The sequence below is a fragment of the Rubrobacter taiwanensis genome, assembly GCF_004337705.1.
In the GTDB taxonomy this organism is placed as follows: Bacteria; Actinomycetota; Rubrobacteria; order Rubrobacterales; family Rubrobacteraceae; genus Rubrobacter_C; species Rubrobacter_C taiwanensis.
This window is the reverse complement of the sequence record NZ_SKBU01000014.1, coordinates 96589-117117: the sequence shown is the minus strand read 5'-3', so window position 1 is coordinate 117117 and position 20529 is coordinate 96589. Positions and strand designations below refer to the sequence as shown.

The window sequence follows — 20529 nt, the reverse complement described above, 5'->3', positions numbered from 1 at the left end:
TCTGCAAGGGTTCGTGGTATACGCGAAGGAGGCTCCTTGAAGGCTCTGGTAATAGTCGGGCACGGTTCACACCTTAACGCGGACTCCAGCCTGCCGGTCTACGAGCACGCCGAGCGCATCCGGGCTTCCGGCGAGTACGACGAGGTAGCGGAGTGCTTCTGGAAGGAGGAGCCCTCCATGCGGCACGTGCTGGATACCGTGGAGGCCGGGGAGGTGTACGTCGTTCCGGCTTTCATCTCCGAGGGATACTTCACGCAGCAGGTGATCCCGCGTGAGCTGGGGCTGGAGGGCGAGGTGACGCATCGTCCGGATGGCAAGACCGTATATTACGCCGGGCCGCTGGGGACGTTCGAGCTGATGGCGGACGTGATCCTGGAGCGGGCTGCGGACCTCACCGCCGGGCACGACCTCTCCGGCGGCCGGAGGGCTCTGGTGCTGCTCGGGCACGGCACGGACCGCAACCAGAACAGCAGCGGCGTCATCTACCTCAACGCCGGCCGTATCCGGGAGCGTGGCGTCTACGACCTGGTAGAGGTCGGGTTTCTGGACCAGGAGCCCGAGATCGTGGACGTGGTAGAGAACATCCCGGCCGGGCACGTCGTCGTCATCCCGGTCTTCGTGGCCGAGGGGTGGCACACGAAGGAGACCATCCCGGAGGATCTGGAGCTCACCGGGGAGGTGACCCGCCGCCCGGACAAGACCATCTACTACGGCGCCCCGGTCGGGACGCACCCGGCTATGGCGGATCTCATCGCCGCCCGCGCCCGGGAGCTGGCCCTTGTCCGGGGCTGACCGGCCGGTAGCCGCCGCGGCCCGGGAGGCCTTTGCGGAGTGGGTGGCCGCTTCCCGGGAGGGGCGGCGCTTCGGGCAGCTCCTGGTCCGCCGCGCGGAAGACGGCTACGAGCTGCGGCACCTAGCGGACGCCGGCCGGGAAGATCTCCGGCCCCTCGCAGGCCCCGCCGCGGCCCGGGAGATAGCCCGGACCACCGAAGGGGGTGAGCACCGGCCGCTCAAGACCTCGCCGAACCTGCGCCGGGGCTGGACGTTGCGGGTTGAGGACGAGCGCGAGCTGGCTGCCGCTCTCAACTACCTCTATCCGGCGGCTCTCGTGCACTGGCACCTGGAGCGCGCCGGCCGGCTGCCCGTTACGCACTACCGGGAGACGGCGGGGCGGCAGAGCGGGATCTACGAGATAGTCCGGAACCTCTCCGATGAAGGGGTGCAGGCCGCAGCCCGGGCGCACTGCGAGGACGAAGTGTGCTTGAAGCGGCCTCTTTGGGGCGTGGATGCCGGGACGCCGCTGAAGATGGAGCCGGGGGAGGGTGAGATTCCGTGCCCCGAGCCGTGCAGCCTCTTCATCTCGTTCGCGCGGCAGATAACCCTCTTCGAGCGCGAGGGGCGGGATGCCTCGGGCCTTACGGCGAGCGAGCGCCGGGATCTGGCCGCTCTGGTGGAGGCCGCGGCCGCGGGCGAGCTGCCCCCGGCGCGCGAGGGAGAGTTCAGCCTGCCCGGCAACCGGCGCAGGCTGCGCTACCGGGCGCTGACGCTCGTTCCCCGGTTGCGCGAACCTCTGGCCGATTGAGCTCCCAGGACGTTTCCCTCCGCCTTCTTGCGGGTAACAGCGATAGAAGAGATCAGAGACCTAACGGAGGTGTCGGAGCATGGCGTACTTCAGGAAGACCAGAGCGGCTGCGAAGCCGGCCCCGTGGCTTGCATGGGGTGGAGGCAAGGCCGCCAAGACCGGTTTGTGGGGGGCGAAGAAGGCCGCCCGGGCCGAAGGCAGGCTACTCAGGCGCGCGCTCAGCTCCCGCGAGCCCGCGGGGGTGCGCTGGTCGAAGTACGGCGCGGCGGCCCTCCTCGGTTTCCTGGGCGGGGTTCTCCTCGGTCGGCTGGGAGCGCAGGGCGCCCGTGAGGGGGCCTTCGGTGAGGAGGGCTTTGCCGCCGGAGTCCGCCAGGAGGAGGAGAGCTCCAGCACGACCTCTGATACGGGGGACTCCGAAGAGCATCAGGAGCCCGGGGAGGAGAACGTAACGGGAGCCGAGCGCGGCTTCTCCGACCCCTCGGCCGGGCCGCTGATCGGCGAGGAGCACCGCAGAGAGGTGGCCGGCGTGCCGGAGCAGCCGGAGGAGGTCGAGCAGCGCATCCGGAGTGAGATCGGCACCGACCCCCGCACGACCTCGATGCCCCGGATAAACGTCCAGGTCAATGACGGGGTTGCCGAGCTGCGGGGCGAGGCACCCTCCGAGGAGGCCCGGCGGGCGGCCGAAGAGATCGCCCGCAACACCGAGGGCGTCCGCGAGGTCCGCAACCTCCTCACCGTGAACCCCGAGGGCCCGACCAGAGAGCGGCGGGCCGGTGGGGAGGACGGCTAGCTCCGGATCATCTCCAGCAGGCGGTCGCGCTCGCGCTCCAGCGTCTCGCGGTTCTCGGCCTCCACGTTCAGGCGCAGCAGCGGCTCGGTGTTCGAGGGGCGGAGGTTGAACCACCAGCTCCCCATATCCACGGTGAGCCCGTCCAGGTGGTCTATCTTCGCTCCTCTGGCGGCGAAGTATTCCTCGATCTCCTTCAGTTTTGCCTGCTGGTCCGCCACCTCGCTGTTGATCTCCCCGCTGCGCACGTAGGGGTCTATCGGGGCGAGAAGCTCTGAGATGGGGCCGTCCTGCCGGGCTACGAGCTCGGCCACCGTGAGCATCGCCACGATCCCGGAGTCCGCGAAGTAGTTGTCGCGGAAGTAGTAGTGGCCGGAGTGCTCGCCGCCGAAGGCCGCGTTGTGCTCGCGCATCTGCGGCTTGATGATGGAGTGTCCGACCCGCGTGCGGATCCCGACACCGCCCTCGCGCTCGATCAGGTCCGGTACCGCCTTGGAGCAGACGGCGTTGTACAGGATGGTTGCGCCCGGCTCCTTCTCCAGGATGTTCTTGGCGACCAGGGCCACGATCATGTCGCCCGAGATCGGATCGCCCTTCTCATCCACGATGAAGACCCGGTCTGCGTCGCCGTCGAAGGCGGCCCCGAAGTCCGCGCCGACCTCGACCACGCGCCGCCGCAGCTCGGCGATGTTCTCCAGCTCGATGGGGTTCGGCGGGTGGTTGGGGAAGGTGCCGTCCGGCTCGAAGTACATCGGCTCGTACTCGAACGGCAGACGCTCGAAGATGGGCGGCAGCATCTTGCCCGCCATGCCGTTGCCGGCGTCTACGACGATCTTCAGCGGCCGCAGCCCCTCGGTGTCTATGAACGTCAGGCAGTGCTCGGCGTAGGGCTCGGCGATGTCGCCCGTCTCCACCGAGCCGGGGTGGTCGGAGGGAGGCGGCAGCTTGCCGGAGAGGATGAGGTCCCGGATCCGGAAGATCCCCTCCTCGCCGGAGAGCGCGATCGCGTTCTCCCGGCACAGCTTGAAGCCGTTGTACTCTTTGGGGTTGTGGGAGGCCGTGATCATGGCCCCGCCCGGCTCCTCCAGGTGCCCCACGGCGAAGTACAGCGCATCGGTGGAGACGAGCCCGAGGTCCAGCACATCGGCCCCGGACTCGGTGACCCCCCGGATGAAGGCCCGGCTCAACGCCTCGCCGCTGATGCGCATGTCCCGCCCGACCACGATCCGGGAGCCCGCAAGCCCTAAGGAGTGGACGAAGGCCCGTCCGATGTCCCGGGCGATCTCCTCGTTAAGCGTGTCGGGGTAGATGCCGCGGATGTCGTAGGCTTTGAAGATCGTCTCGTCAACCATACGCTTGCCGGCCTCCGGATTCTCTCTCGACTGCACCAAGTACAATAACGCTTTATGCGGCCGCCTGCTGAGGGATTGTAGTGTAGACGATGAGCCCGCGCTTCTTAAAGCTCGCCGCGGTCTTCTACGGGCTGCTGGTGGTGGCCGCGGCGGCCTGGAACGCCCTGCGCGGCCGGGAGATGCTCTGGATCGGGGACGACCCGGCGCTGAGCCTGCTGGCCGGAACGCTCACCGCCGCCGGGACCGTAGCGCTTGGGCTCCTGCTCTACCGGGCGGTCCCCCTCCTGCGGCGGCTGGCCGACGAGCTCGCGCCCCAGATAGTGGACCGCGCCAGCCCGCTCGGCCTCGTGCTGGTCTCCGTCTACAGCGGTGTGGGGGAGGAGGCGTTCTTCCGTGGCGCGGTGCAGCCGGAGTTCGGGCTGGTGGTGGCGGCGGTGGCTTTCGGGCTTGTGCACATCGGTCCGGACCGGCGGTACCTGATCTGGACGGCGTGGGCGCTGGCCGCCGGTTTTCTTTTCGGCTTCCTCTACGAGTGGACGGGAGGTCTGCTGGCTCCCATGCTCGCGCACACCCTGCACAACGCCGCCACGCTGCTTCTCTGGAAGCGTCGGCGGAGCCGGAAGTGAGGCTGCCGGACACCACCACCTCCGGGAAGCGGCGGGGCCTGCCCCTGCTCGCGGGGGCGGTGATAGTCCTGATCCTGGCCGTCCCGGCCGCGCTGCTTTTGCCGGGCCGGGATACCGGCTCCCGGGACGAATTTATGACCGGCGGTGTGGCAGATCTCCGGCTGAGCACGCAGCGGGCCGGGTATCCTCCGGAGGAGGACGTGCGGCGTTTCGAGGGGCGGCCTCGGGCCGTTTACGTGTACCTGACCGTCCGGGAGATGGACGCCGGCGGCGGGTTGGAAGCCCGGGTCCGGCGAGAGGGCTTCAGGCCGTGGCCGCTCGGTGGCATCCGGGTCGTGGATGAAGCGGGCGACCGGCTCATCCGGAGCCGGGAAGGCGTCTCCGGGCTGCTGCGGTTCGCGGTGGTTCCCGAGAGCGGCGGGAGGCTGCCGGAGGGACGGTACACCCTCTCCGTGTACCGGGGAGAGGAGGAGGTGGCCCGCCGGTGGTTCGAGGTGGGGGGCTAGTAGGGCGGGGTTTTTTCGATACAATATTCGCGGCCGTAATCGCAGGAGTTCAGGAGACAGCATCGGGAGGGTTGCCTACTTGCGTTTCAAGAGCGTCATACTGAGCATCGCCAGCCTCATCCTCGTCGGAGCCGGGGTTGCGCTGGTGGTAATGTTTTTCTTCGGTCAGCAGAACGTGGCCAGCAACGGGACGGGCGAGGATCCCGGAGCCGGCTTCAACGTCCCCACCGTCGCGGAGGAGGAGCAGCCGCAGCAGGCGGCCAACGCCCCCGAGGACACCACGCTAAAGCTCACCGTCCCCAAGATGGACCGCATAAACGGCGTCACCGTTCCCGATGCCGCGGGCAACGACGAGCAGGCCCTCCGGGACTACCACGCCATTCATCTGAAGGGCACCGGCTGGCCTTGGGAGGAAGAGGCCAACGTCTACATAGCCGGCCACCGGCTCGGATACCCCAACACCAACAGCTTCCTGGCCTTCTACGACCTGGACAAGCTGGAGAAGGGGGATCAGATAATCCTCACCGACGCCGAAGGCCGCCGGTACACCTACGAGGTCTACGAGGAGATGGTCGTCGGACCGACCGATGTGCACGTGGTCGAGCCCGTGCCGGGCAAGAACATCGTCACGCTCCAGACCTGCACCCTCCCGGACTACTCGCAGCGTATGATCGTGCGGGGCGAGCTGGTGGACGTCAGTTAGAGCGGTTAGACTGATCACACAAGAAGAATAAGAACCCGGACACCCGCTGGAAGAAGGGGGAGGCGGCGCAGCCTGTGATAAAGTGGCCCACACCGAAGGAGCTGAAGGCGGAGAAGATCAACCGCCGCTCCTCGCAGGCTGCCGGGGTGACCAAGGGAAAGATGCAGGTGCGGGTGGTCGTCCTGGCCGTCGTGGTGGCCCTGATCTTCGTCATCCTCTCCTTCAGGCTCTGGCATCTGCAGATCCTCTCCGGAGAGTCCTACTCCTCGGATGCTCAGGCCACGCAGACGCGCTCGGTGACCATCCCGGCGCAGCGGGGTGTGATCTACGACCGGAACGAGGACGTGCTGGCGACCAACAGGCCCGGACTTAACGTCTCGGTGATACCCGCCTCCATAGAGCGGGAGCAGGTGGAGCGGCTGGCGAATGTTCTGGAGGCGAACCCCGAGGCGGTGCTGGAGCGCTACGACGCCGCGATCGAAGGCGGACCGAGCACGGCCTACGCCCCGATCCTGGTCAAGGAGAACGCCGAGAAGGAGGACGTCACCTACGTCAGCGAGCGCTCCGTGGAGTTCCCCGGCGTGCAGGTCAGCAACAACTGGGTGCGCAGCTATCCGGAGGGCGAGCTGGCAGCGCACGTGCTGGGCTACACCGGGGCTATAACCCAGGAGGACCTTCAGACCCCGCTCTTCCGGGGGCTCCCGCAGGACTCCATCGTAGGTCGCAGCGGCGTCGAGCTGGCCTACGAGGAGTATCTGCGGGGCGAGCCGGGCAGCCAGGAGTACCAGGTGGACGCGCTGGGGCGTATCGTGAATCAGGGCCCGGGTGGTGTGAACGCGCCGAGCCGGATCACCGACCCGCAGCCCGGCAACAACCTCTACCTGACCCTGGACATGGATCTGCAGCGGGTGGCGGAACAGGAGCTGCAGGCCGCCATGCAGCGCGCCCGGCAGGAGGGGTACAACGGGAGCGGCGGGGCGGTGGTGGCGCTGGATCCCCGCAACGGAGAGATACTCGCCATGGCCAGCTGGCCGACCTTCGACCCCTCGCTCTTCGTGGGTGGCATCACGGGCGAGGAAGAGATGGAGCAGTACGAGTACCTGACCTCCGAGGAGGCCAACTCCCCCTTCACCAACCGGGCCATCGCCGGCAACTACCCGGCCGGTTCCACCTTCAAGGTGTTCACCGGGATAGCCGGCCTGGACTCCGGCGTGATTACACCCTCCACCACCGTCACCGACGACGGCGGCTGCTGGAGACCCGCGGGCTCGGTCGGTGGCTGCTGGCGCAGCTGGCGGGAGAACTATGGCACGGGGACCACGCACGGCACCCAGAACTACGCCGAGGCCCTGATGGACTCCAATAACATCTTCTTCTACCAGGTCGCCGACTGGATGTGGCAGCGCACCGATAACGAGAACCTGCTCCCCGAGTACTACATGAAGTTCGGGTTCGGAGACTACACCGGTTTCGATCTGCCGGGCGAGTCTCCGGGGCGGGTCCCCACCCGGGAATGGCAGGAGGAATGGGGGACGACGCCCGACGATCAGCTCTGGAGCGTCGGGCGCTGGGTGAACCTCTCGATCGGGCAGGGGGATCTGCTGGTGACGCCGCTGCAGATCGCGCGCGGCTACGCCGCCATCCAGAACGGCGGTACGCTCGTCACGCCGCACGTCGGGCTGGAGGTCCGGGACCAGAGCGGACGGCTCGTCAAGCGGTTCGAGCCGGAGCCTGCGGGCCGGGTGGACCTCCCCGAGAGATACTTCGAGGCGACCATCCGGGGGCTGGAGCTGGTGACCGGACCGGACGGAACGGCCGGTCCCGCTTTTGAAGGCTCCGAGCTGGATATAGTCGGTAAGTCCGGGACGGGCGAGATGCAGCCCAAAGACCCCGTTACCTGGTTTGCGGGCTGGGCCCGGAACCAGGAGAACCCCCTGGTGGTCGTGGCCATGATCGAAGAAGGCGGCCATAGCGAGATCGCCGCGGCCCCGGTGGTGCGGCACGTGCTCGAAGCTTACTACGGGGTCGAGCAGTCGCCGGAGGATATCTTCGCCGCCGAGGACGAAGATTAGGAACGGAGGAGCCCGAGGTTGAACGCGCTGCTCTCACTGCCCAGTCCACCCTCGCCGGTCGTGTTCGAGATCGGACCCCTGGCCCTGCGCTACTACGGCCTCTTCATCGCGCTCGGCATAGCGCTGGCTACCTGGGTCGCATCCCGGGAGCTCCGGCGCAAGGGCCACGACCCGGCACTGGCGCTCGATGCACTCTTCTTCGTGATCCCTCTGGGGTTCGTCGGAGCGCGGCTCTACCACGTAATCACCGACTGGGAGCTCTACTCCAACGACTTCGCGGGCGTCTTCCGGGTCTGGGAGGGGGGGCTGGGGATCTACGGCGCGGTCGCCGGAGGATTCGCCGGGGCCGTGATCTTCTGCTGGCTGCGGGGTGTGAACGTGCTGCAGCTGGCCGATGCAGCGGCCCCCGGCCTCATCCTGGCCCAGGCCGTCGGACGCTGGGGGAACTACTTCAATCAGGAGCTCTTCGGCCGCCCGACGGACCTGCCGTGGGGCATCCGCATAGCCCCCGAGAACCGCCCGCCCGGCTTCGAGGACGCAGCAGTCTTCCACCCCACCTTCTTCTACGAATCGGTCTGGAACCTGCTCGTCGGCCTCCTGCTGCTCTGGGTGGCCCGCAGATTCGCCTTCCGGCTCAAAGACGGCGACATCTTCTTGCTCTACGTCTCCCTATACTCCGTGGGCCGCTTCTTCGTGGAGATGCTGCGCATAGACCCGGCGTTCATGATCGGAGATTTCCGCGGCAACCTGTTCGTTTCCAGCATCCTGGCGCTCACATTCGCCCTGATCCTCTTCCTGCGCCACTCGCGCCCCAAGGGCTGCCGCCCGGCCGGAGCCTGACCCCTTGACGCCGCCAGCAGGGCCTGATACCGTCTCCAGTTGAAAGATTTTTTCAATCAGAGGAGGATTCGGACTGAGTTTTCGAACCACGGTGGGCAAGATTCGCGGTCTGGGGTACAGGGCCACGCCCCAGCGTCTGGCTGTGATTGAGGCGCTGGCCTCCGGCCGGCACCAGAGCGTGGACGAGATCCAGGCCCGCTGCCCGGGCGTGGGGATCGTCACGATCTACCGCACGCTCGACCTGCTCTGCGGCTCCGGCCTGGCGCGCAGGCTGGACCTCGGGGACGGCAAGCCGCGATACGAGCTCGCCGAAGATCATCACCACCACCTCATCTGTCAGTCCTGCGGGGCCATCAGCGAGTTCGAAGACTGCCCGCTGGAAGAGCGGCTGCCACGGGAGGCCTCCGACTTCGAGGTCAGCTTCCACCGGCTGGAGGTTTACGGACTCTGCGGAGGATGCCGGGGGTAAAAATTTTATCCGCTATTGAAAAACCGTTTCAATTAGAAGGAGGGTTGTGAAGAGCGTGAGGGTGTGGCTGCTGCCGGTTCTGTTAATCTTTGTGGCGGCGGGGTGCGGCGCTGCCGGGGATGCCGAGCCCCGGGAGGCCGGGACGGAGAGGATACAGGTTGCGGCGACCATCCCCATTCTGGAGGACTTCGTGCGGGAGGTCGGTGGGGAGCGGGTAGAATCGTTCAGCATAGTACCGAGGGGCGGCGACCCGCACACCTTCCAGGCTACGCCGCAGGACGCGCGCAGGATTGCGGAATCGGAGGTGGTCTTCAAGAACGGTCTCGGGCTGGACGACTGGATCGACGGCCTCATTCAGAGCGCCGGGGGCGGCGAGCTGCGCGTCGTGGAGCTCTCGGAGGGCCTGGAGCCGCTGGAGCACGCACACGACCATGGGGATGAGCATGGTCACGGCCACGAGGGCGAGCATTCCCACGGGCACGAAGAAGAGCATGGTCACGACCACGGAGACGAGCACGGGCATGACCATGGAGGCGAGCACTCCCACGAGCACGGGCACGATCACTCCGAGGGCGATCCGCACTTCTGGCTGGACGTGACCTACGCCATGCACTACGTGGAGGTCATCCGGGATGCGCTTTCGGAGGTGGATCCCGAGGGGGCCGGGACCTATGAGCGGAACGCCGAAGCTTATCTGCGGGAGCTTGAGGAGCTCGACGCCTACATAATGGAGCGGGCGCAGACCATCCCCGAGGAGGACCGCAAGCTCGTCACCTTCCATGAGGCATTCGGGTATTGGGCCGAGCGGTACGGGTTCGAAGAGGTCGGTGTGGTGCTCCCGAATCCCGAGGCTGAGCCGAGCGCCCGGGAGCTCGCCGAGCTCTCGCGGCAGATCCGGGAGCAGGGGGTCGGGGCCATCTTCACCGAGCCTCAGTTCTCCGGCTCCGCCGCGGACGCCGTGGCCGAGGAGGCGGGCGTTGAGGTCTACGAGGTGTACACCGATACGCTCATAGACGACGAGAGCGCCGACACCTACTTGAGCATGATGCGCACGAACATAGACCGCATGGTCGAGGGGCTGACCTGAGTTGGACGATTCGGCCTTCTCCGTCCGCAACCTGAGCGTCGCGTACAACGGGCGGCGGGCTCTGGAAGGCGTCACGCTGGAGGTCGCCCGGGGCTCGATGGTCGGGGTCATCGGGCCCAACGGCGGCGGGAAGTCCACGCTCGTCAAAGCCCTTCTGGGTCTGGTGCCCTATGAGGCGGGCGAGGTCGAGATTCTGGGCCGCAAACCGCGCCGGCGCGTGCGGCGGCTGGTGGGCTACGTGCCGCAGCGGGAAGAGGTGGATTGGAACTTCCCGGTCAGCGTCTTCGACGTGGTGATGATGGGGCGGGTGCCCGCGCTGGGGCTTTTGCGCCAGCCCTCCCGGCGTGACCGCGAGCTCGTCACGGGTGCGCTGGAGACGGTCGGGATGGCGGACCACGCGGAGGCCAGGATCGGCGAGCTCTCCGGCGGCCAGCAGCAGCGGGTCTTCCTGGCGCGCGCGCTGGCTCAGGAGGCTGAGATCCTGCTCCTGGACGAGCCGGTCTCCGGGGTGGACGCGCTGGCGCAGCACGAGATCTTCGACCTACTGCGCCGGCTGCAGGACCGGGGGAAGACGGTGCTTGTCACCACGCACGATCTCACCTGCGTGACCGAACGCTTCAACGCGGCGCTCCTGCTCAACCGGCGCGTCGTTGCTTACGGTCCGCCCGATGAGGTGTTCACGCCGGAGCTGCTCAACGCGGCGTACGGGAGCCACCTCAGGATCATCGACGTCGGCGGCCGCACGGTGGCGATAGAGGAGGGCTGACGGTGGCCGGGTACCTGCTGGAGCCGCTGGAGTTCGGGTTCATGCAGCGGGGACTCATAGCTGCGGTGCTGGTCGCCATCGCCTGCGGCATTCTGGGCAGCTTTGTGGTGCTCAAAGGTCTGGCGTTCATCGGGGACGGGCTGGCGCACGCCAGCTTCGGCGGGGTAGCGCTCGCCTTCGTGCTGGGGGCTAACGTCTACCTCGGCGCGTTCATCTTCGCCATGGGTACGGCGCTCGGGATCGGGGCCATAAGCCGTCGCGGCCGGATCCGCTTCGACACCGCCATAGGGGTCCTCTTCTCCGGAACGTTTGCCTTCGGAATCCTGGTCATCAGCCGGGTGGAGGCGTACACGGTGGACCTCTTCGGGTACCTCTTCGGAGACGTGCTCTCCATAACCGCGGGTGACCTCTGGACGATAGGTATTCTGGGGGCTCTGGTACTGCTGGTCGTGTTCGCCTTCTACCGCCAGCTGCTCTTCGTGGCCTTCGATCCGACGGTCGCAGCCGCCTCCGGGCTCCCGGCCGGGGCGCTCAACTACCTGCTTCTAGGGCTGCTGGGCGTCACCATAGTGACTTCCATACAGGCAGTCGGCATCGTGATGGTCGTGGCGCTGCTGGTCACCCCCGCGGCCACGGCCTATCTCATTACCCGCCGGTTTCACCACATGATCCTGGCGAGCTGCGCCATCGGGAGCCTCTCGGCCGTTTTGGGCATCTATCTCTCTTACTACGCGGCTGCCGCCTCCGGAGCCTCCATTATCCTGGTCGCCACGGCCATCTTCCTCGTCACCCTGGCTGTTACCGGGCGCGTCCGGAAGGCCGCCTCCATCCCCGGCCCCTCGCACTGAGTTCTGGTCCCGGGGCATCATGTTTTGCGAGCGGTTGAGAGAGGCGGGTGGATGATGAGTCACCGGGTTTATAAGGAGGAGTTACGGGCACATGCACTATGAGCGCCGCGGCCACTGCGACGATCACGGGCCGGTGGAGATCGTTTAAACCGGCGGGGTTGCCGGAGCTTAGAGAAACGGCCGGCCGGCCCAGCCCAGGATCGCGGCGAAGGCCGCTGCGAAGAGGGCCTGGCGCGCGAGCAGCTTCAGGGCGAAGGTCCGGGAGTGCTCGCGCGCTATGGTGAGGGCGGTCACCAGGCAGGGGAGCAGCACGCCCGCCAGGTACACGCCGGTGAGGACCTGGAGCGGGGTCAGGCTCTCCAGCAGGGAGCCTTCGGCGAGGAGCAGGATGCCGTCCTTGCGGATCGAGGCCAGAACCACGGGCAGGGCGGCCTCCGCCGGCAGGTTGAAGAGGCTCATGGCCGGGGAGAGCAGGCGGGCTGCGGCCGGGACCGCGCCGAGCCAGTTGAGTACTGAGGCTGCGGCGGTTATGGCGAGGAAGACCGGGACCGCCTGCCGGAAGAACATGTTCAGGGTGTTTCGCGCTTCGCTCCACACGGCGGCGGGTGCCGGAGGCTGCAGGAAGATGCGGCGGCCGGTGGGCAGGAGGTCCAGGGGGGAGCGCGCCTCGGGCGGGGAGGTGAGCCGGGTGTACACGAGGGTGGTAAGGCCCAGGTAGAGCAGATAGGGGAGCGCGAGGTGGGGGAGGCCGGCGGCGGCCAGGACCCCGAGTGTAGCTCCGAGCTGGTAGGAGCAGGCGGAGCCGAAGGCTATGGCCGAGACGCAAGTGCCGCGCGAGCAGCCGGAACAGGAGCGAGCGTTGATCATGGCCGGCACGTTGCAGCCGAAGCCCATCACCACGCGCGCCAGGTCCCGGCCGCCGAGCCCGAAGGGCCGCAGCAGGGGGTGCACGGCGGAGGTGGTGCGGTCCAGGAGGCCGCTGGCCTTGTACGCGCCGAGGAAGAGGGCGAAGGCGAGCACGGTGGGTACGGCCCACACGAAGAGCAGCGGCCCCATGGTCAGCAGCCCGTAGTCTCCGGCCAGGACCTCCCGCAGCGGCTCCGGCAGGTTGCCGGCGGCAGCGGCCGGGGGAGCGGTCAGCGTTTCGGCCGCCGGCTCCACCAGGCCGGCGAAGGTGTTGGCGATCCACACGGAGAGTACGGCCGGAGCCAGGAGCAGGAGTAGCGCGAGGAGCGGCCCCAGCCGGGGTCGCTCCAGCACCGTCGCGCGGGGCTCTATGCGCCATCCCACCCGCTGGCGGACGCTACCGGGGAAGCGGGCCGGCTCGCCCAGGGCCGCCAGGACCTCCTCCCGCTCCCGGGGTCCCAGGTGGCGGGCGTCTACGGGGATGAAACGCAGCCCCGATTCGCGCCTCAGGCGCTCCAGCGCCTCCGGGGCGGCGCTTACCCGGTCCCGGTGCGTGATTACCACGGCTCCCCGGCGGCCCTCGACGAGAGGCAGTAGGTCCCGCAGGTCCTCGTCGAGATGCGTGGCCGGGACGACCAGCAGGACGGGGTCTCCGGGGCCCAGGCGTTCCAGAGCTTCGCAGACGGCCGCCCCGTCGCTCTCGCGCGAGATCCCCGGTGTGTCCACGAAGGTGTACTCCCCGCACCTGTACTCTTCGCAGGCCACGGTCGTGCCGCGGAAGTTGGAGCTTCGGGCGCTGCGGCCGGTCAGCGAGGAGATGAGGCGCGACTTGCCGGCGCTCTCCTTGCCGACGGCTACCACCGTCCTGGTCGTGACCGGCGCGCGCATCTAGCAGACGCACTCGTCTTCGCAGCAGGAGAGGTCGTCCAGCAGGAGACCGTGCTGCCGGTAGAGGTCCAGGATCGAGGTATCCGCCCCGAGACGCTCGGCGATAGCGCGGGCGACCACGGCGAACCGCTGACGGAACTTGTAGATGAAGCAGAAGATCGCAGCTCCATGCCGCACCTCGGGCCCGACCACGAAGAGCCCCGGGACAACGGTGGACTCGTCCTCTCCGGTGAGCACCGCGTGGCCGTTCTCCCACTCGAAGAGCGCGGAGATCCGGCGCAGACTCCCGGCGAAACCTGTGGCCAGGATGGGTGGAGCGGCCGTGCTCCACTTCCGGCCGCCGGCGGCGTGTACGGCGTAGCCGGAGGAGTCCGCACGCTCCACCGACTCCACCCGGGCGTCGCCGACGAGCTCGATGCGGCCCGTAGCTGCGGCAGCCTCCAGCCGCTCCCGGGTGTAGGGAGAGAGCGTGAGGCTCGGGTCGCTGTCGTCGGCGTCCCAGCTCGCCGCGGCGTCCAGCACGCGCACGCGCCGGCCGCTCGCGCTGAGGTGGATCGCGGCGTCCAGCCCGCTCTCGTAGCCGCCGATGACCAAGATCTCGTCGCCCTCCACCGCGCGCCAGGAGCGCACGAGCGAGCTGTGGCGGCAGAGCTGCTCCGCGCCGGGGAACGGAGTCAGGTCCGGGTACTGGAACTCGCCGGCGGCCCACACCACGAAGCGGCTGCGCAGCTCCCCCCGGGAGGTATCGAGCTCGAAGCCTCCCTCCGGCAGCGGCTGCACGTCGTGGACCTCCACCCCGGTCCGGACGGGCAGCTCGAAGTAGTCGGCGACCCCGCGCAGGTAGCGGGCGTACTCCCGGCCGGTGGGGTGCTCGCAGCCCAGCGTGTAGGCCGGCGAGGTGCCGGGAGCGATCGCGTTCAGGTCCATCGCGCCGAACGCGTTGCCGGTGAACGAGGGGGTTATGAAGCGCATCTCCTCCGGCCAGCGCTCGAAGGAGCTTCCGATCTCGTAGCGTTCCAGGATCTCGAAGTCCAGCTCCAGGTCATCCAGCACCACCCCGCAGCCGATGCCAGCGGCTCCGGCCCCGACTACGGCCACGTCCAGCTCACGCACTCTCTTCCTCCTCGAAGAAGCGGGCCAGCTTCAGCCAGCCCTCGGCCATCTCATCCGCCGGGAGCGCGGCCTTCGGCCACTCGGCGACGCAGAGCCGCCGGTGGTCCGGCCCGAGTTCGGTGCGCACCCAGCGTTCGTACTCCGCTATCCAGCCCAGAACGTCGCACAAGAGGCGGCGGGCGGTCCGGCACTCCTCCCGGCTCGCCGGGGAGTGCACCGGAGGCAGATCGGCCTGGCTCCAGGCGCCTCCGGGGTCCGGTTGCGGGGTGAGCAGCGGGCTGAAGGACCGGCGCTTGAGAAAGAGCCCGCCGGAGCCGGCGCTCCCGTAGAAGACTCCGAAGCCCCAGAGCGTGATCCTGATGCGCGGGTCCGGGCGCAGGGTGTAGGCGCTGCTTCCGAACCTGCCCTCCGGCGGCCGCGAGCGGGAGAAGCCGTACCGCAGCAGAACGTTCCCCTGCGGACGGACTATATCCCGGCCCCAGCACCAGAGCTGCTGGTCCAGCAACGCCCGACCCATCTTCCGAACCCCGCCCGGGATCTCCAGCCGCGATAGCTGCCGGGTCTTTCTATGTCCTCCGTCCCGCAATCTCCCGGGAGATCATCGCGCAGGCCACACAACCGTTGCCGTTGCGGACCCACTGCACGATCCTGCGCTCCCGCCCGGTGAGCTCCAGGCCCAGCGCCTCTTTAAGCAGGGCCTCCTCCACACGCCGCCGCATCCCAGCGGCGTCGGGCGGCGCGCTCTTGAGCTTCCCCTTCACCCCACCCTCTCAGAGAGTAATCACCTGCTGGGGCGGGTCATCGGAGAGGGCACCGTAGAGATCCGGGAAACACCCCACCCTGACCCCTCTGACGGTCCCCACAGGCCGGGCATCGAGGGGCTCACCCTCGGCGAGACCACGCTCCAACGCACACCGGTCACAGAGCATGAGCAGAATGCCCCGCTCGGCCGCCACACTCGCCAGCCGCTCGCCTAGCGGATCTCCAGCACGCAGAATGTACGTGTTGTCGTCGAAGAAGAACATCCCAACCACCTCGGCCCCGTGACTACCCTCCTCCAGCTGCGGCAGAATCATGCGCCCCAGCTTGTAGCTCGCCGTGTGCCCCGAAGTGCTGAAGATGTACGCAACCTTCACCGATCTACCTCCTCGTAGCCCATAGCGCTCGATATAAATGATAAATTGTTATCATTAAAGGGCGAGACTTTGCGGTTGTCAATGGGAGGGGTAAAAATATCGCGTAGAGATTGCTGTGAGGGGGCGGATAGCGAGGCAGGGAGGAAGATGAGCCGGGTACGGCGGACGAAACAGAGAGAGGCAATTCTCAATACCATCCTCAGCGCCGAGGGGCCGCTGGCGGTCGGGCAGATACACGAGCGGGCTTCGGATGAGTTGCCGGGGTTAGGGATAGCTACCGTTTACCGGGCGCTGAATCTTTTGCTGGAGGAGGGGAAGGTGGTGGTGGTAAGTCTGCCGGGGGAGGAGCGGCGCTATGAGGCGGCCGGGATCGGGCACCACCACCACTTCCGGTGTTCGGGGTGCGGGGGGGTGTTTGATCTGGAGGTATGTCCGGTTGGGGTGCCTCGGGGCACCCGTTTGCCGGGTGGCTACACGGTCGAGGAGCACCATCTGACTCTGTACGGGCGGTGTCCGGCCTGTGCTAGAGGGTGAGCAGCCAGAAGGCTATCAGGGCGGCTTCGAGGCCGAGGAAGATGAGGGTTGGGGGCAAGGCGCTGCGGCGCTGGAAGGCGGCATCGGAGACCAGCCAACCGAACAGCGCGCCGCCGACGAGACCGCCGACGTGAGCCGTGTTGCTGACCTGGGGGATGGACGCTCCGATGAAGAGGTTTATGACCGTCAGGATCAGGAGCTGGCGGATGATGGGGTTCTGCCAGGAGAAGGTGCCCTGGCGCAGCGCCAGTCCCAGGATGCCGCCGACGAGGCCGAAGATGGCTCCCGAGGCTCCGACGGCCGGGGTGTCGAAGCTGCCGAAGTAGAGCAGCGCTATGCCTCCGGAGAGGCCGCTCACCAGAAAGAGCGCCAGGAACTTCGCGCGGCCCAGCACGCTCTCGGCGAAGGTGCCGAGGAAGAAGAGCGCGATCATGTTCACCGCCAGGTGGGCGAAGCTGCCGTGCAGCAGCATGCTGCTGCCGAGCCGCCAGACTTCGCCGTCGGCGACCAGCACCGGGGCTACGGCGCCGGCGAAGACCAGCGCTCCGAGCGGCGGGCTGACGAGCGCGCCGACGAATGAGGCACCGGCCAGAGCGCTCAGTGCCGCGACGCCGACGTAGACCGCGACGCAGGCGAGTATGAGGGCGGAGGTTACCGGGGTGCGGAGCAGCTCTTTCAGCGGCCCTTGATCTCTCTAGCGGCGTCGCCGACTTGGATCTTCGAGGCGTCTTCCAGCGGTCCGCCGAACATCTCCTCCAGATCCTCCGGGGCCGCGCCCGAGTCCTGCTGGGGGAACCCGAAGCCCTGCACCTGTGCGCCCTCGCCAAAGAGCTGCTGGAAGACGCGCTGCAGGTTCTCCTGCATCTCCTCGAAGCCCGAGAACGGGGCCTGCGAGGTGTAGATACGGGCCACCGAGAAGCGGTCTCTAACCTCGGTGACCTCGGCCCGGGCTTTGATGTCTTCGACGCGGCCCAGGGTTTCGCCCGTGTCCGGGTCCCAGACCTCCTCGCCTTCCGGGTCGAAGATCTCGAAGCGCATGCCCTTCTTCACCCCGGACTGCTTCCCGCGGTTTATTACGATCTCGCGGTGGCTCAGGATCTTCGCTACCTTGCCCTCGACGGTCACGATATGAAACTCCTTCCTGGGTTCTCGTAGAGATTATACGCTCTGCGGGCGGGGGAGTTGCAAACAGGCTACAATCTCCTGCGTGACCGGGAGGACCAGCCGCGTGGGGCGGCACCTGCCGACCTCCGGCGGGCTTAGAAAGACGCTGAAGATAGCAGAAGAGTGGGGTTGTGAGGCGGTGCAGATCTTCGTCTCCAACCCGCAGGGCTGGGCCGTGCCCGGAAGCCGCCCGGATGCGGCAGCCTTCAGGGAGGGTGCTGCGGGGCTCTGCCCGGTCGTGGTGCACGCCAAGTACCTCATCAACCTCGCCACCCGCCGGGAGGACCACTGGCAGAAGTCCGCCGAGGCGCTGGCGGCCGAGGTCCGGCTGGCGGCGAGCCTTGGAGCGGATTTTGTGGTCTTTCACCCCGGCAGCGCCGGGGCGAGCGGCGGAGCGGGGGCTTTGGAGCGGGCCGCCCGGGGCGTCGCCCGGGTGCTGGAGCTGGCCGGAGGGGTAGAGACCGAGCTCGTCATAGAGAACTCTGCCGGAGCCGGGACGCAGCTGTGCGCGGACTTCGCCTCTCTGGGAGAGCTCGCCCGGAAGTCCGGGCTACGGGTCTGCGTGGACACCGCTCACGCTCACGTCGCGGGCTACGACCTCTCCGTGCCGGAGAATGTTCCGGCGTTTATGGAGGAGCTGGAGGAGAACGTGGGGCTAAAGCGGGTGGCGTTGCTGCATCTGAACGACGCGAAGAATCCGGCCGGGAGTCGCCGGGACGGGCACAGAAGGATCGGGGAGGGACGGATACCGCTCGGATCCTGGCGCGAGCTCTTCGCTGCGCTGCCGGGCGTTCCGCTGGTGATGGAGACGCCGTACTCGACCCCGGAGGTCAACATCCGGCAGATCCGGCTCGTCAAAGAGCTTGCGGGCGGCTTGCCAATCGTTGCGGCGCGCGTATAGAATCTAACGCATGGAGGCGGTCAACGTAGGGGCACCCCCGATCAGGAAAGATCTTTTGAGCACCGTCGGCAGCACGCTGCGAGCGATACGCACCGCGCGCCGCCTCACCCTGCGGGAGGTCGCCGAGGGGGCTCACATCTCCGTCTCTTACCTGGCCGAGATAGAGCGCGGTGAGAAGGACCCGTCCTCCCGCGTTCTGGAGAGCATCGCCCGCGGGCTCGGTATCGGCGTCGGCGAGCTTCTGCGGCATATTGCGGACGAGCTCGAACCGCCCGCAGCCGCCGAATCCATGGCGGCCTGATTCCGGGTAATCAGATTCCAAAGCCCGCGTAGGCCAGCATCACGACCAGGAAGTTGTACGCCGCGTGCGCCAGGAACGCGGCGGTGGTGTTTATCTTCCTGCGCAGAATCCCTACGGCCAGAGACCAGATGAAGATCTGAATCAGCACTACCGAGGGGCCGTACTGGATGTGCATGGAGGTGAAGAGCACGGAGGTGGCGAAGATGCCCAGCGCGGGCTGAACGGCGCCCCGGAAGAGCGTCTCCTCACTGAAACCCGCGCTGATCCCGATCAGCAGGGCGAAGAGCGCCGCTTCGAGCGGAGGTCTTCCGGCGGGCACGAAGAGCCCCTCCGAGATGTCTCCGACCTCCCGGTAGAGCTCGGGCTGCAGGTACTCGAACGCCGCATCCGCCGCGAACGCCAGCCCGAGGCTACCCAGCACGAAGAGGCCGACGATGCCCAGCTCGGGAGCCGAGATGCCTCCGTACCCCAGCCGCCGCGCGGTCTGGCGCACGTTGCGGCGGATCAGGAACCCGACGCCGAAGAGCGCCACCACGACGAGCGGCAGGGCGGTGGTCAGGATCTCGGCCGGAGAGAGCAGATCCCCGCCGCCCGGCAGCAGCTCGGTGACGTCCGGGACCGCCATGAAGGCTATGAATCCGATCAGGTTGTTGGCGAGCACCATGATGAAGAGCCAGACGCCGAGGAAGATCGTGGGCTCCGCCAGCTTCGCCCGCTTCACCCGGCGTCCGGTGAGGCGGCGCAGCGGCCAGAGGCAGAGCGCCATCCCGGCGAGGCCCGCCAGAGCCAGGATGGCCGCCATGGCGCCGGCCGCGGCGGTAGAGATCCCGGCGCCGCCCTCAAGTCTCAGCGTGAAGAAGAGCAGCACCCCAACGCCGGCGACCATCAGGGAGAGGAAGAGCAGGATCATCGCCAGGCTCGCCTGAGCCCGGCGGCTGCGCTTCCCCTGATGGGCGATGAGAGCGAGGATGACCACCAGGGTGGTCAGGAAGATCGTCGCTCCCGCTCCCATCAGTTCTCTCCGGTGGGGGTTTCGCCGTTCACGCCCGAAAGGTTAGCACAACGAGAAAACCCGGCCCGCGAACGGTTTTGCGTGGTCGGGGCCGGGTGCGTCTTCAGCGGGCGTTTGGAGGGGGGTGCCCGGTAGGGGGAAGTATAGGCGGTCCGGATTACATGCCGGACAAGACGGGATAACGATTCAGCAACGGTATCACGGGTCTCGGTTCTCGGGGCTCTCCAGCCGCTCCAGTATGGGACCTAGCACGCGGTCCCGCGCAGCTTCGTACTCCTCCAGCGTCGAGGCTTCGCGCGCGAGGCGGGCGAGCTCGGCGGTCAGACCTGAGGCCGTCTCGTCGCTCGCGGCCGCAAGGCGCCAGCTCAGGAGCCGATGCACGCGCTCCAGCCGCGGGAAGCTCTGGCTCTCCAGCAGCTGCTCAAGAGCTTCATGCAGGACCGAAGCCTCTTCTACGGAGAGATCCAAGCGGATGTGGTCCGAACCGCCGATGCTACCTCACCTTCTCGACGTAGATCCGCTCCTGAGTCACCACCAGCTGGAGATCTCCCGGCGGCCGCCGCAGATAGTCCTTCCAGGCCCGCCGGAAGACCTCCGACTCCGCAGCCTCGGTCATGAGTACGAGCCCCGTTTCGTTCTCGTCCAGTACGACCTTGTGCTCCGAGATCTCCCCGCGCCGGACGGGATCCCGGCGGTAGATGGAATTGCGCGACCGGAAGCTCTGCACGCTCGAAGGCGTCGTGTTCAGCTCCTTGGCGATCCACTCGTCAGAGCGTCCCTCATTGACCCAGCGCCGAATCTTGGAGGTATGCGGTTTGAGGGCTACTCTTCTGGGCTCCATGGGCTCCGTTACCCCCTGATCTCTCTTCGCATCGTTTTCCTAACCTACAGATTACACCAACGATCCAGAGTTTTTGCTATTTTTGTAAGAAACCG

At 67.4% G+C, this 20529-nt stretch carries 26 protein-coding genes; 15 read left to right on the top strand and 11 right to left on the bottom strand.

All coding sequences use genetic code 11. The features are described from left to right. The first annotated feature begins 36 nt into the window (after positions 1–36). The 3 genes from E0L93_RS07520 (at position 37) to E0L93_RS07510 (ending at position 2372) form a co-directional block, all read left to right on the top strand. A complete protein-coding gene (locus E0L93_RS07520; RefSeq protein WP_132690543.1) occupies positions 37–792 on the top strand; it encodes a CbiX/SirB N-terminal domain-containing protein in 756 nt (251 codons plus the stop codon). Continuing rightward, positions 779–1582 (top strand): DR2241 family protein, encoded by an 804-nt coding sequence (locus E0L93_RS07515; protein WP_132690541.1) that lies wholly within the window; start codon positions 779–781, stop codon positions 1580–1582. The genes E0L93_RS07520 and E0L93_RS07515 overlap by 14 nt, the downstream gene beginning before the upstream one ends. 79 nt (positions 1583–1661) lie before the next feature. Continuing rightward, a complete protein-coding gene (locus E0L93_RS07510; RefSeq protein ID WP_132690539.1) occupies positions 1662–2372 on the top strand; it encodes a BON domain-containing protein in 711 nt (236 codons plus the stop codon). On the opposite strand, the gene E0L93_RS07505 is transcribed toward E0L93_RS07510, so the two are convergent. Further along, positions 2369–3721, bottom strand: coding sequence for a phosphomannomutase/phosphoglucomutase (locus E0L93_RS07505; RefSeq protein ID WP_132690537.1), 1353 nt, complete (start codon positions 3719–3721; stop codon positions 2369–2371). The genes E0L93_RS07510 and E0L93_RS07505 overlap by 4 nt on opposite strands. Positions 3722–3810: 89 nt before the next feature. Here E0L93_RS07505 and E0L93_RS07500 point away from each other — a divergent pair, with 89 nt between their 5' ends. From E0L93_RS07500 to E0L93_RS07460, 9 genes are all read left to right on the top strand, one after another. Further along, positions 3811–4347 (top strand): CPBP family intramembrane glutamic endopeptidase, encoded by a 537-nt coding sequence (locus tag E0L93_RS07500; protein WP_132690535.1) that lies wholly within the window; start codon positions 3811–3813, stop codon positions 4345–4347. Continuing rightward, entirely contained in the window at positions 4344–4853 is a 510-nt protein-coding gene (locus E0L93_RS07495) for a hypothetical protein (RefSeq protein ID WP_132690533.1), read from the top strand. Before E0L93_RS07500 ends, E0L93_RS07495 begins: the two co-directional genes overlap by 4 nt. A 79-nt stretch (positions 4854–4932) precedes the next feature. Then, positions 4933–5556, top strand: a complete 624-nt coding sequence (locus tag E0L93_RS07490; protein WP_243638147.1) for a class E sortase — start codon at positions 4933–4935, stop codon at positions 5554–5556. A gap of 74 nt (positions 5557–5630) precedes the next feature. Further along, positions 5631–7628: a penicillin-binding protein 2 gene (gene mrdA, locus E0L93_RS07485; RefSeq protein WP_132690531.1), complete on the top strand. Its 1998-nt coding sequence runs from the start codon at positions 5631–5633 to the stop codon at positions 7626–7628. Between the two features lie 18 nt (positions 7629–7646). Continuing rightward, a complete protein-coding gene (gene lgt / locus E0L93_RS07480) occupies positions 7647–8468 on the top strand; it encodes a prolipoprotein diacylglyceryl transferase (RefSeq protein WP_132690529.1) in 822 nt (273 codons plus the stop codon). Positions 8469–8559: 91 nt separating this feature from the next. Further along, positions 8560–8937: a Fur family transcriptional regulator gene (locus E0L93_RS07475; protein WP_165874230.1), complete on the top strand. Its 378-nt coding sequence runs from the start codon at positions 8560–8562 to the stop codon at positions 8935–8937. A gap of 46 nt (positions 8938–8983) precedes the next feature. After that, positions 8984–10024, top strand: a complete 1041-nt coding sequence (locus E0L93_RS07470; protein ID WP_165874229.1) for a metal ABC transporter substrate-binding protein — start codon at positions 8984–8986, stop codon at positions 10022–10024. A gap of 1 nt (position 10025) precedes the next feature. Further along, the gene (locus E0L93_RS07465; RefSeq protein WP_243638146.1) at positions 10026–10790 is read left to right on the top strand and encodes a metal ABC transporter ATP-binding protein; all 765 of its coding nucleotides are present in this window, start codon (positions 10026–10028) and stop codon (positions 10788–10790) included. A gap of 2 nt (positions 10791–10792) precedes the next feature. Then, positions 10793–11638: a metal ABC transporter permease gene (locus tag E0L93_RS07460; RefSeq protein WP_132690523.1), complete on the top strand. Its 846-nt coding sequence runs from the start codon at positions 10793–10795 to the stop codon at positions 11636–11638. 168 nt (positions 11639–11806) lie between these two features. Here the strand turns inward: E0L93_RS07460 and E0L93_RS07455 are convergent, their stop codons facing one another. From E0L93_RS07455 to E0L93_RS07435, 5 genes are read right to left on the bottom strand one after another with little or no spacing between them, the layout of a single operon-like run. After that, entirely contained in the window at positions 11807–13432 is a 1626-nt protein-coding gene (locus E0L93_RS07455) for a nucleoside recognition domain-containing protein (RefSeq protein ID WP_132690521.1), read from the bottom strand. After that, complete coding sequence (locus tag E0L93_RS07450) at positions 13433–14545, bottom strand: NAD(P)/FAD-dependent oxidoreductase (RefSeq protein ID WP_132690519.1); 1113 nt, start codon at positions 14543–14545, stop codon at positions 13433–13435. Then, on the bottom strand, positions 14538–15062 hold the full coding sequence (locus E0L93_RS07445; RefSeq protein WP_132690517.1) for a hypothetical protein: 525 nt from the start codon (positions 15060–15062) through the stop codon (positions 14538–14540). Before E0L93_RS07445 ends, E0L93_RS07450 begins: the two co-directional genes overlap by 8 nt. A gap of 49 nt (positions 15063–15111) precedes the next feature. After that, positions 15112–15306, bottom strand: coding sequence for a hypothetical protein (locus tag E0L93_RS07440; RefSeq protein ID WP_132690515.1), 195 nt, complete (start codon positions 15304–15306; stop codon positions 15112–15114). Between the two features lie 9 nt (positions 15307–15315). Beyond that, the gene (locus E0L93_RS07435; RefSeq protein ID WP_132690513.1) at positions 15316–15681 is read right to left on the bottom strand and encodes a SaoD/DsrE family protein; all 366 of its coding nucleotides are present in this window, start codon (positions 15679–15681) and stop codon (positions 15316–15318) included. Positions 15682–15828: 147 nt separating this feature from the next. Between E0L93_RS07435 and E0L93_RS07430 the strand changes: the two genes are divergently transcribed. Beyond that, complete coding sequence (locus E0L93_RS07430; protein WP_132690511.1) at positions 15829–16215, top strand: Fur family transcriptional regulator; 387 nt, start codon at positions 15829–15831, stop codon at positions 16213–16215. On the opposite strand, the gene E0L93_RS07425 is transcribed toward E0L93_RS07430, so the two are convergent. Further along, positions 16205–16729 (bottom strand): rhomboid family intramembrane serine protease, encoded by a 525-nt coding sequence (locus E0L93_RS07425; RefSeq protein ID WP_132690509.1) that lies wholly within the window; start codon positions 16727–16729, stop codon positions 16205–16207. The two genes, E0L93_RS07430 and E0L93_RS07425, sit on opposite strands and share 11 nt — an antisense overlap. 161 nt (positions 16730–16890) lie before the next feature. After that, positions 16891–17340 carry a hypothetical protein gene (locus E0L93_RS07420; protein WP_132690507.1) on the bottom strand — a complete coding sequence of 150 codons (450 nt, stop codon included), beginning with the start codon at positions 17338–17340 and terminating at the stop codon, positions 16891–16893. A gap of 103 nt (positions 17341–17443) precedes the next feature. Between E0L93_RS07420 and E0L93_RS07415 the strand changes: the two genes are divergently transcribed. Both E0L93_RS07415 and E0L93_RS07410 read left to right on the top strand, forming a co-directional pair. After that, the gene (locus tag E0L93_RS07415) at positions 17444–18280 is read left to right on the top strand and encodes a deoxyribonuclease IV (RefSeq protein ID WP_165874227.1); all 837 of its coding nucleotides are present in this window, start codon (positions 17444–17446) and stop codon (positions 18278–18280) included. Between the two features lie 10 nt (positions 18281–18290). Next, positions 18291–18581, top strand: a complete 291-nt coding sequence (locus E0L93_RS07410; RefSeq protein ID WP_132690503.1) for a helix-turn-helix domain-containing protein — start codon at positions 18291–18293, stop codon at positions 18579–18581. A gap of 10 nt (positions 18582–18591) precedes the next feature. Here the strand turns inward: E0L93_RS07410 and E0L93_RS07405 are convergent, their stop codons facing one another. The 3 genes from E0L93_RS07405 to E0L93_RS07395 all read right to left on the bottom strand — a co-directional run bounded on the left by E0L93_RS07405 (position 18592) and on the right by E0L93_RS07395 (position 20434). Beyond that, on the bottom strand, positions 18592–19593 hold the full coding sequence (locus E0L93_RS07405) for a CPBP family intramembrane glutamic endopeptidase (protein ID WP_132690501.1): 1002 nt from the start codon (positions 19591–19593) through the stop codon (positions 18592–18594). Positions 19594–19791: 198 nt separating this feature from the next. Further along, positions 19792–20061: a hypothetical protein gene (locus E0L93_RS07400; protein WP_132690499.1), complete on the bottom strand. Its 270-nt coding sequence runs from the start codon at positions 20059–20061 to the stop codon at positions 19792–19794. 25 nt (positions 20062–20086) lie between these two features. After that, positions 20087–20434, bottom strand: coding sequence for a hypothetical protein (locus tag E0L93_RS07395; RefSeq protein WP_132690497.1), 348 nt, complete (start codon positions 20432–20434; stop codon positions 20087–20089). Positions 20435–20529 lie beyond the last annotated feature (95 nt).

Coding starts and splice junctions, on each gene's coding strand:
- E0L93_RS07510 (WP_132690539.1), top strand. CDS start 1,662: ATGGCGTACTTCAGGAAGACCAGAGCGGCTGCGAAGCCGGCCCCGTGG.
- E0L93_RS07505 (WP_132690537.1), bottom strand. CDS start 3,721: ATGGTTGACGAGACGATCTTCAAAGCCTACGACATCCGCGGCATCTAC.
- E0L93_RS07500 (WP_132690535.1), top strand. CDS start 3,811: ATGAGCCCGCGCTTCTTAAAGCTCGCCGCGGTCTTCTACGGGCTGCTG.
- E0L93_RS07455 (WP_132690521.1), bottom strand. CDS start 13,432: ATGCGCGCGCCGGTCACGACCAGGACGGTGGTAGCCGTCGGCAAGGAG.
- E0L93_RS07445 (WP_132690517.1), bottom strand. CDS start 15,062: ATGGGTCGGGCGTTGCTGGACCAGCAGCTCTGGTGCTGGGGCCGGGAT.
- E0L93_RS07430 (WP_132690511.1), top strand. CDS start 15,829: ATGAGCCGGGTACGGCGGACGAAACAGAGAGAGGCAATTCTCAATACC.
- E0L93_RS07410 (WP_132690503.1), top strand. CDS start 18,291: ATGGAGGCGGTCAACGTAGGGGCACCCCCGATCAGGAAAGATCTTTTG.
- E0L93_RS07405 (WP_132690501.1), bottom strand. CDS start 19,593: ATGGGAGCGGGAGCGACGATCTTCCTGACCACCCTGGTGGTCATCCTC.
- E0L93_RS07395 (WP_132690497.1), bottom strand. CDS start 20,434: ATGGAGCCCAGAAGAGTAGCCCTCAAACCGCATACCTCCAAGATTCGG.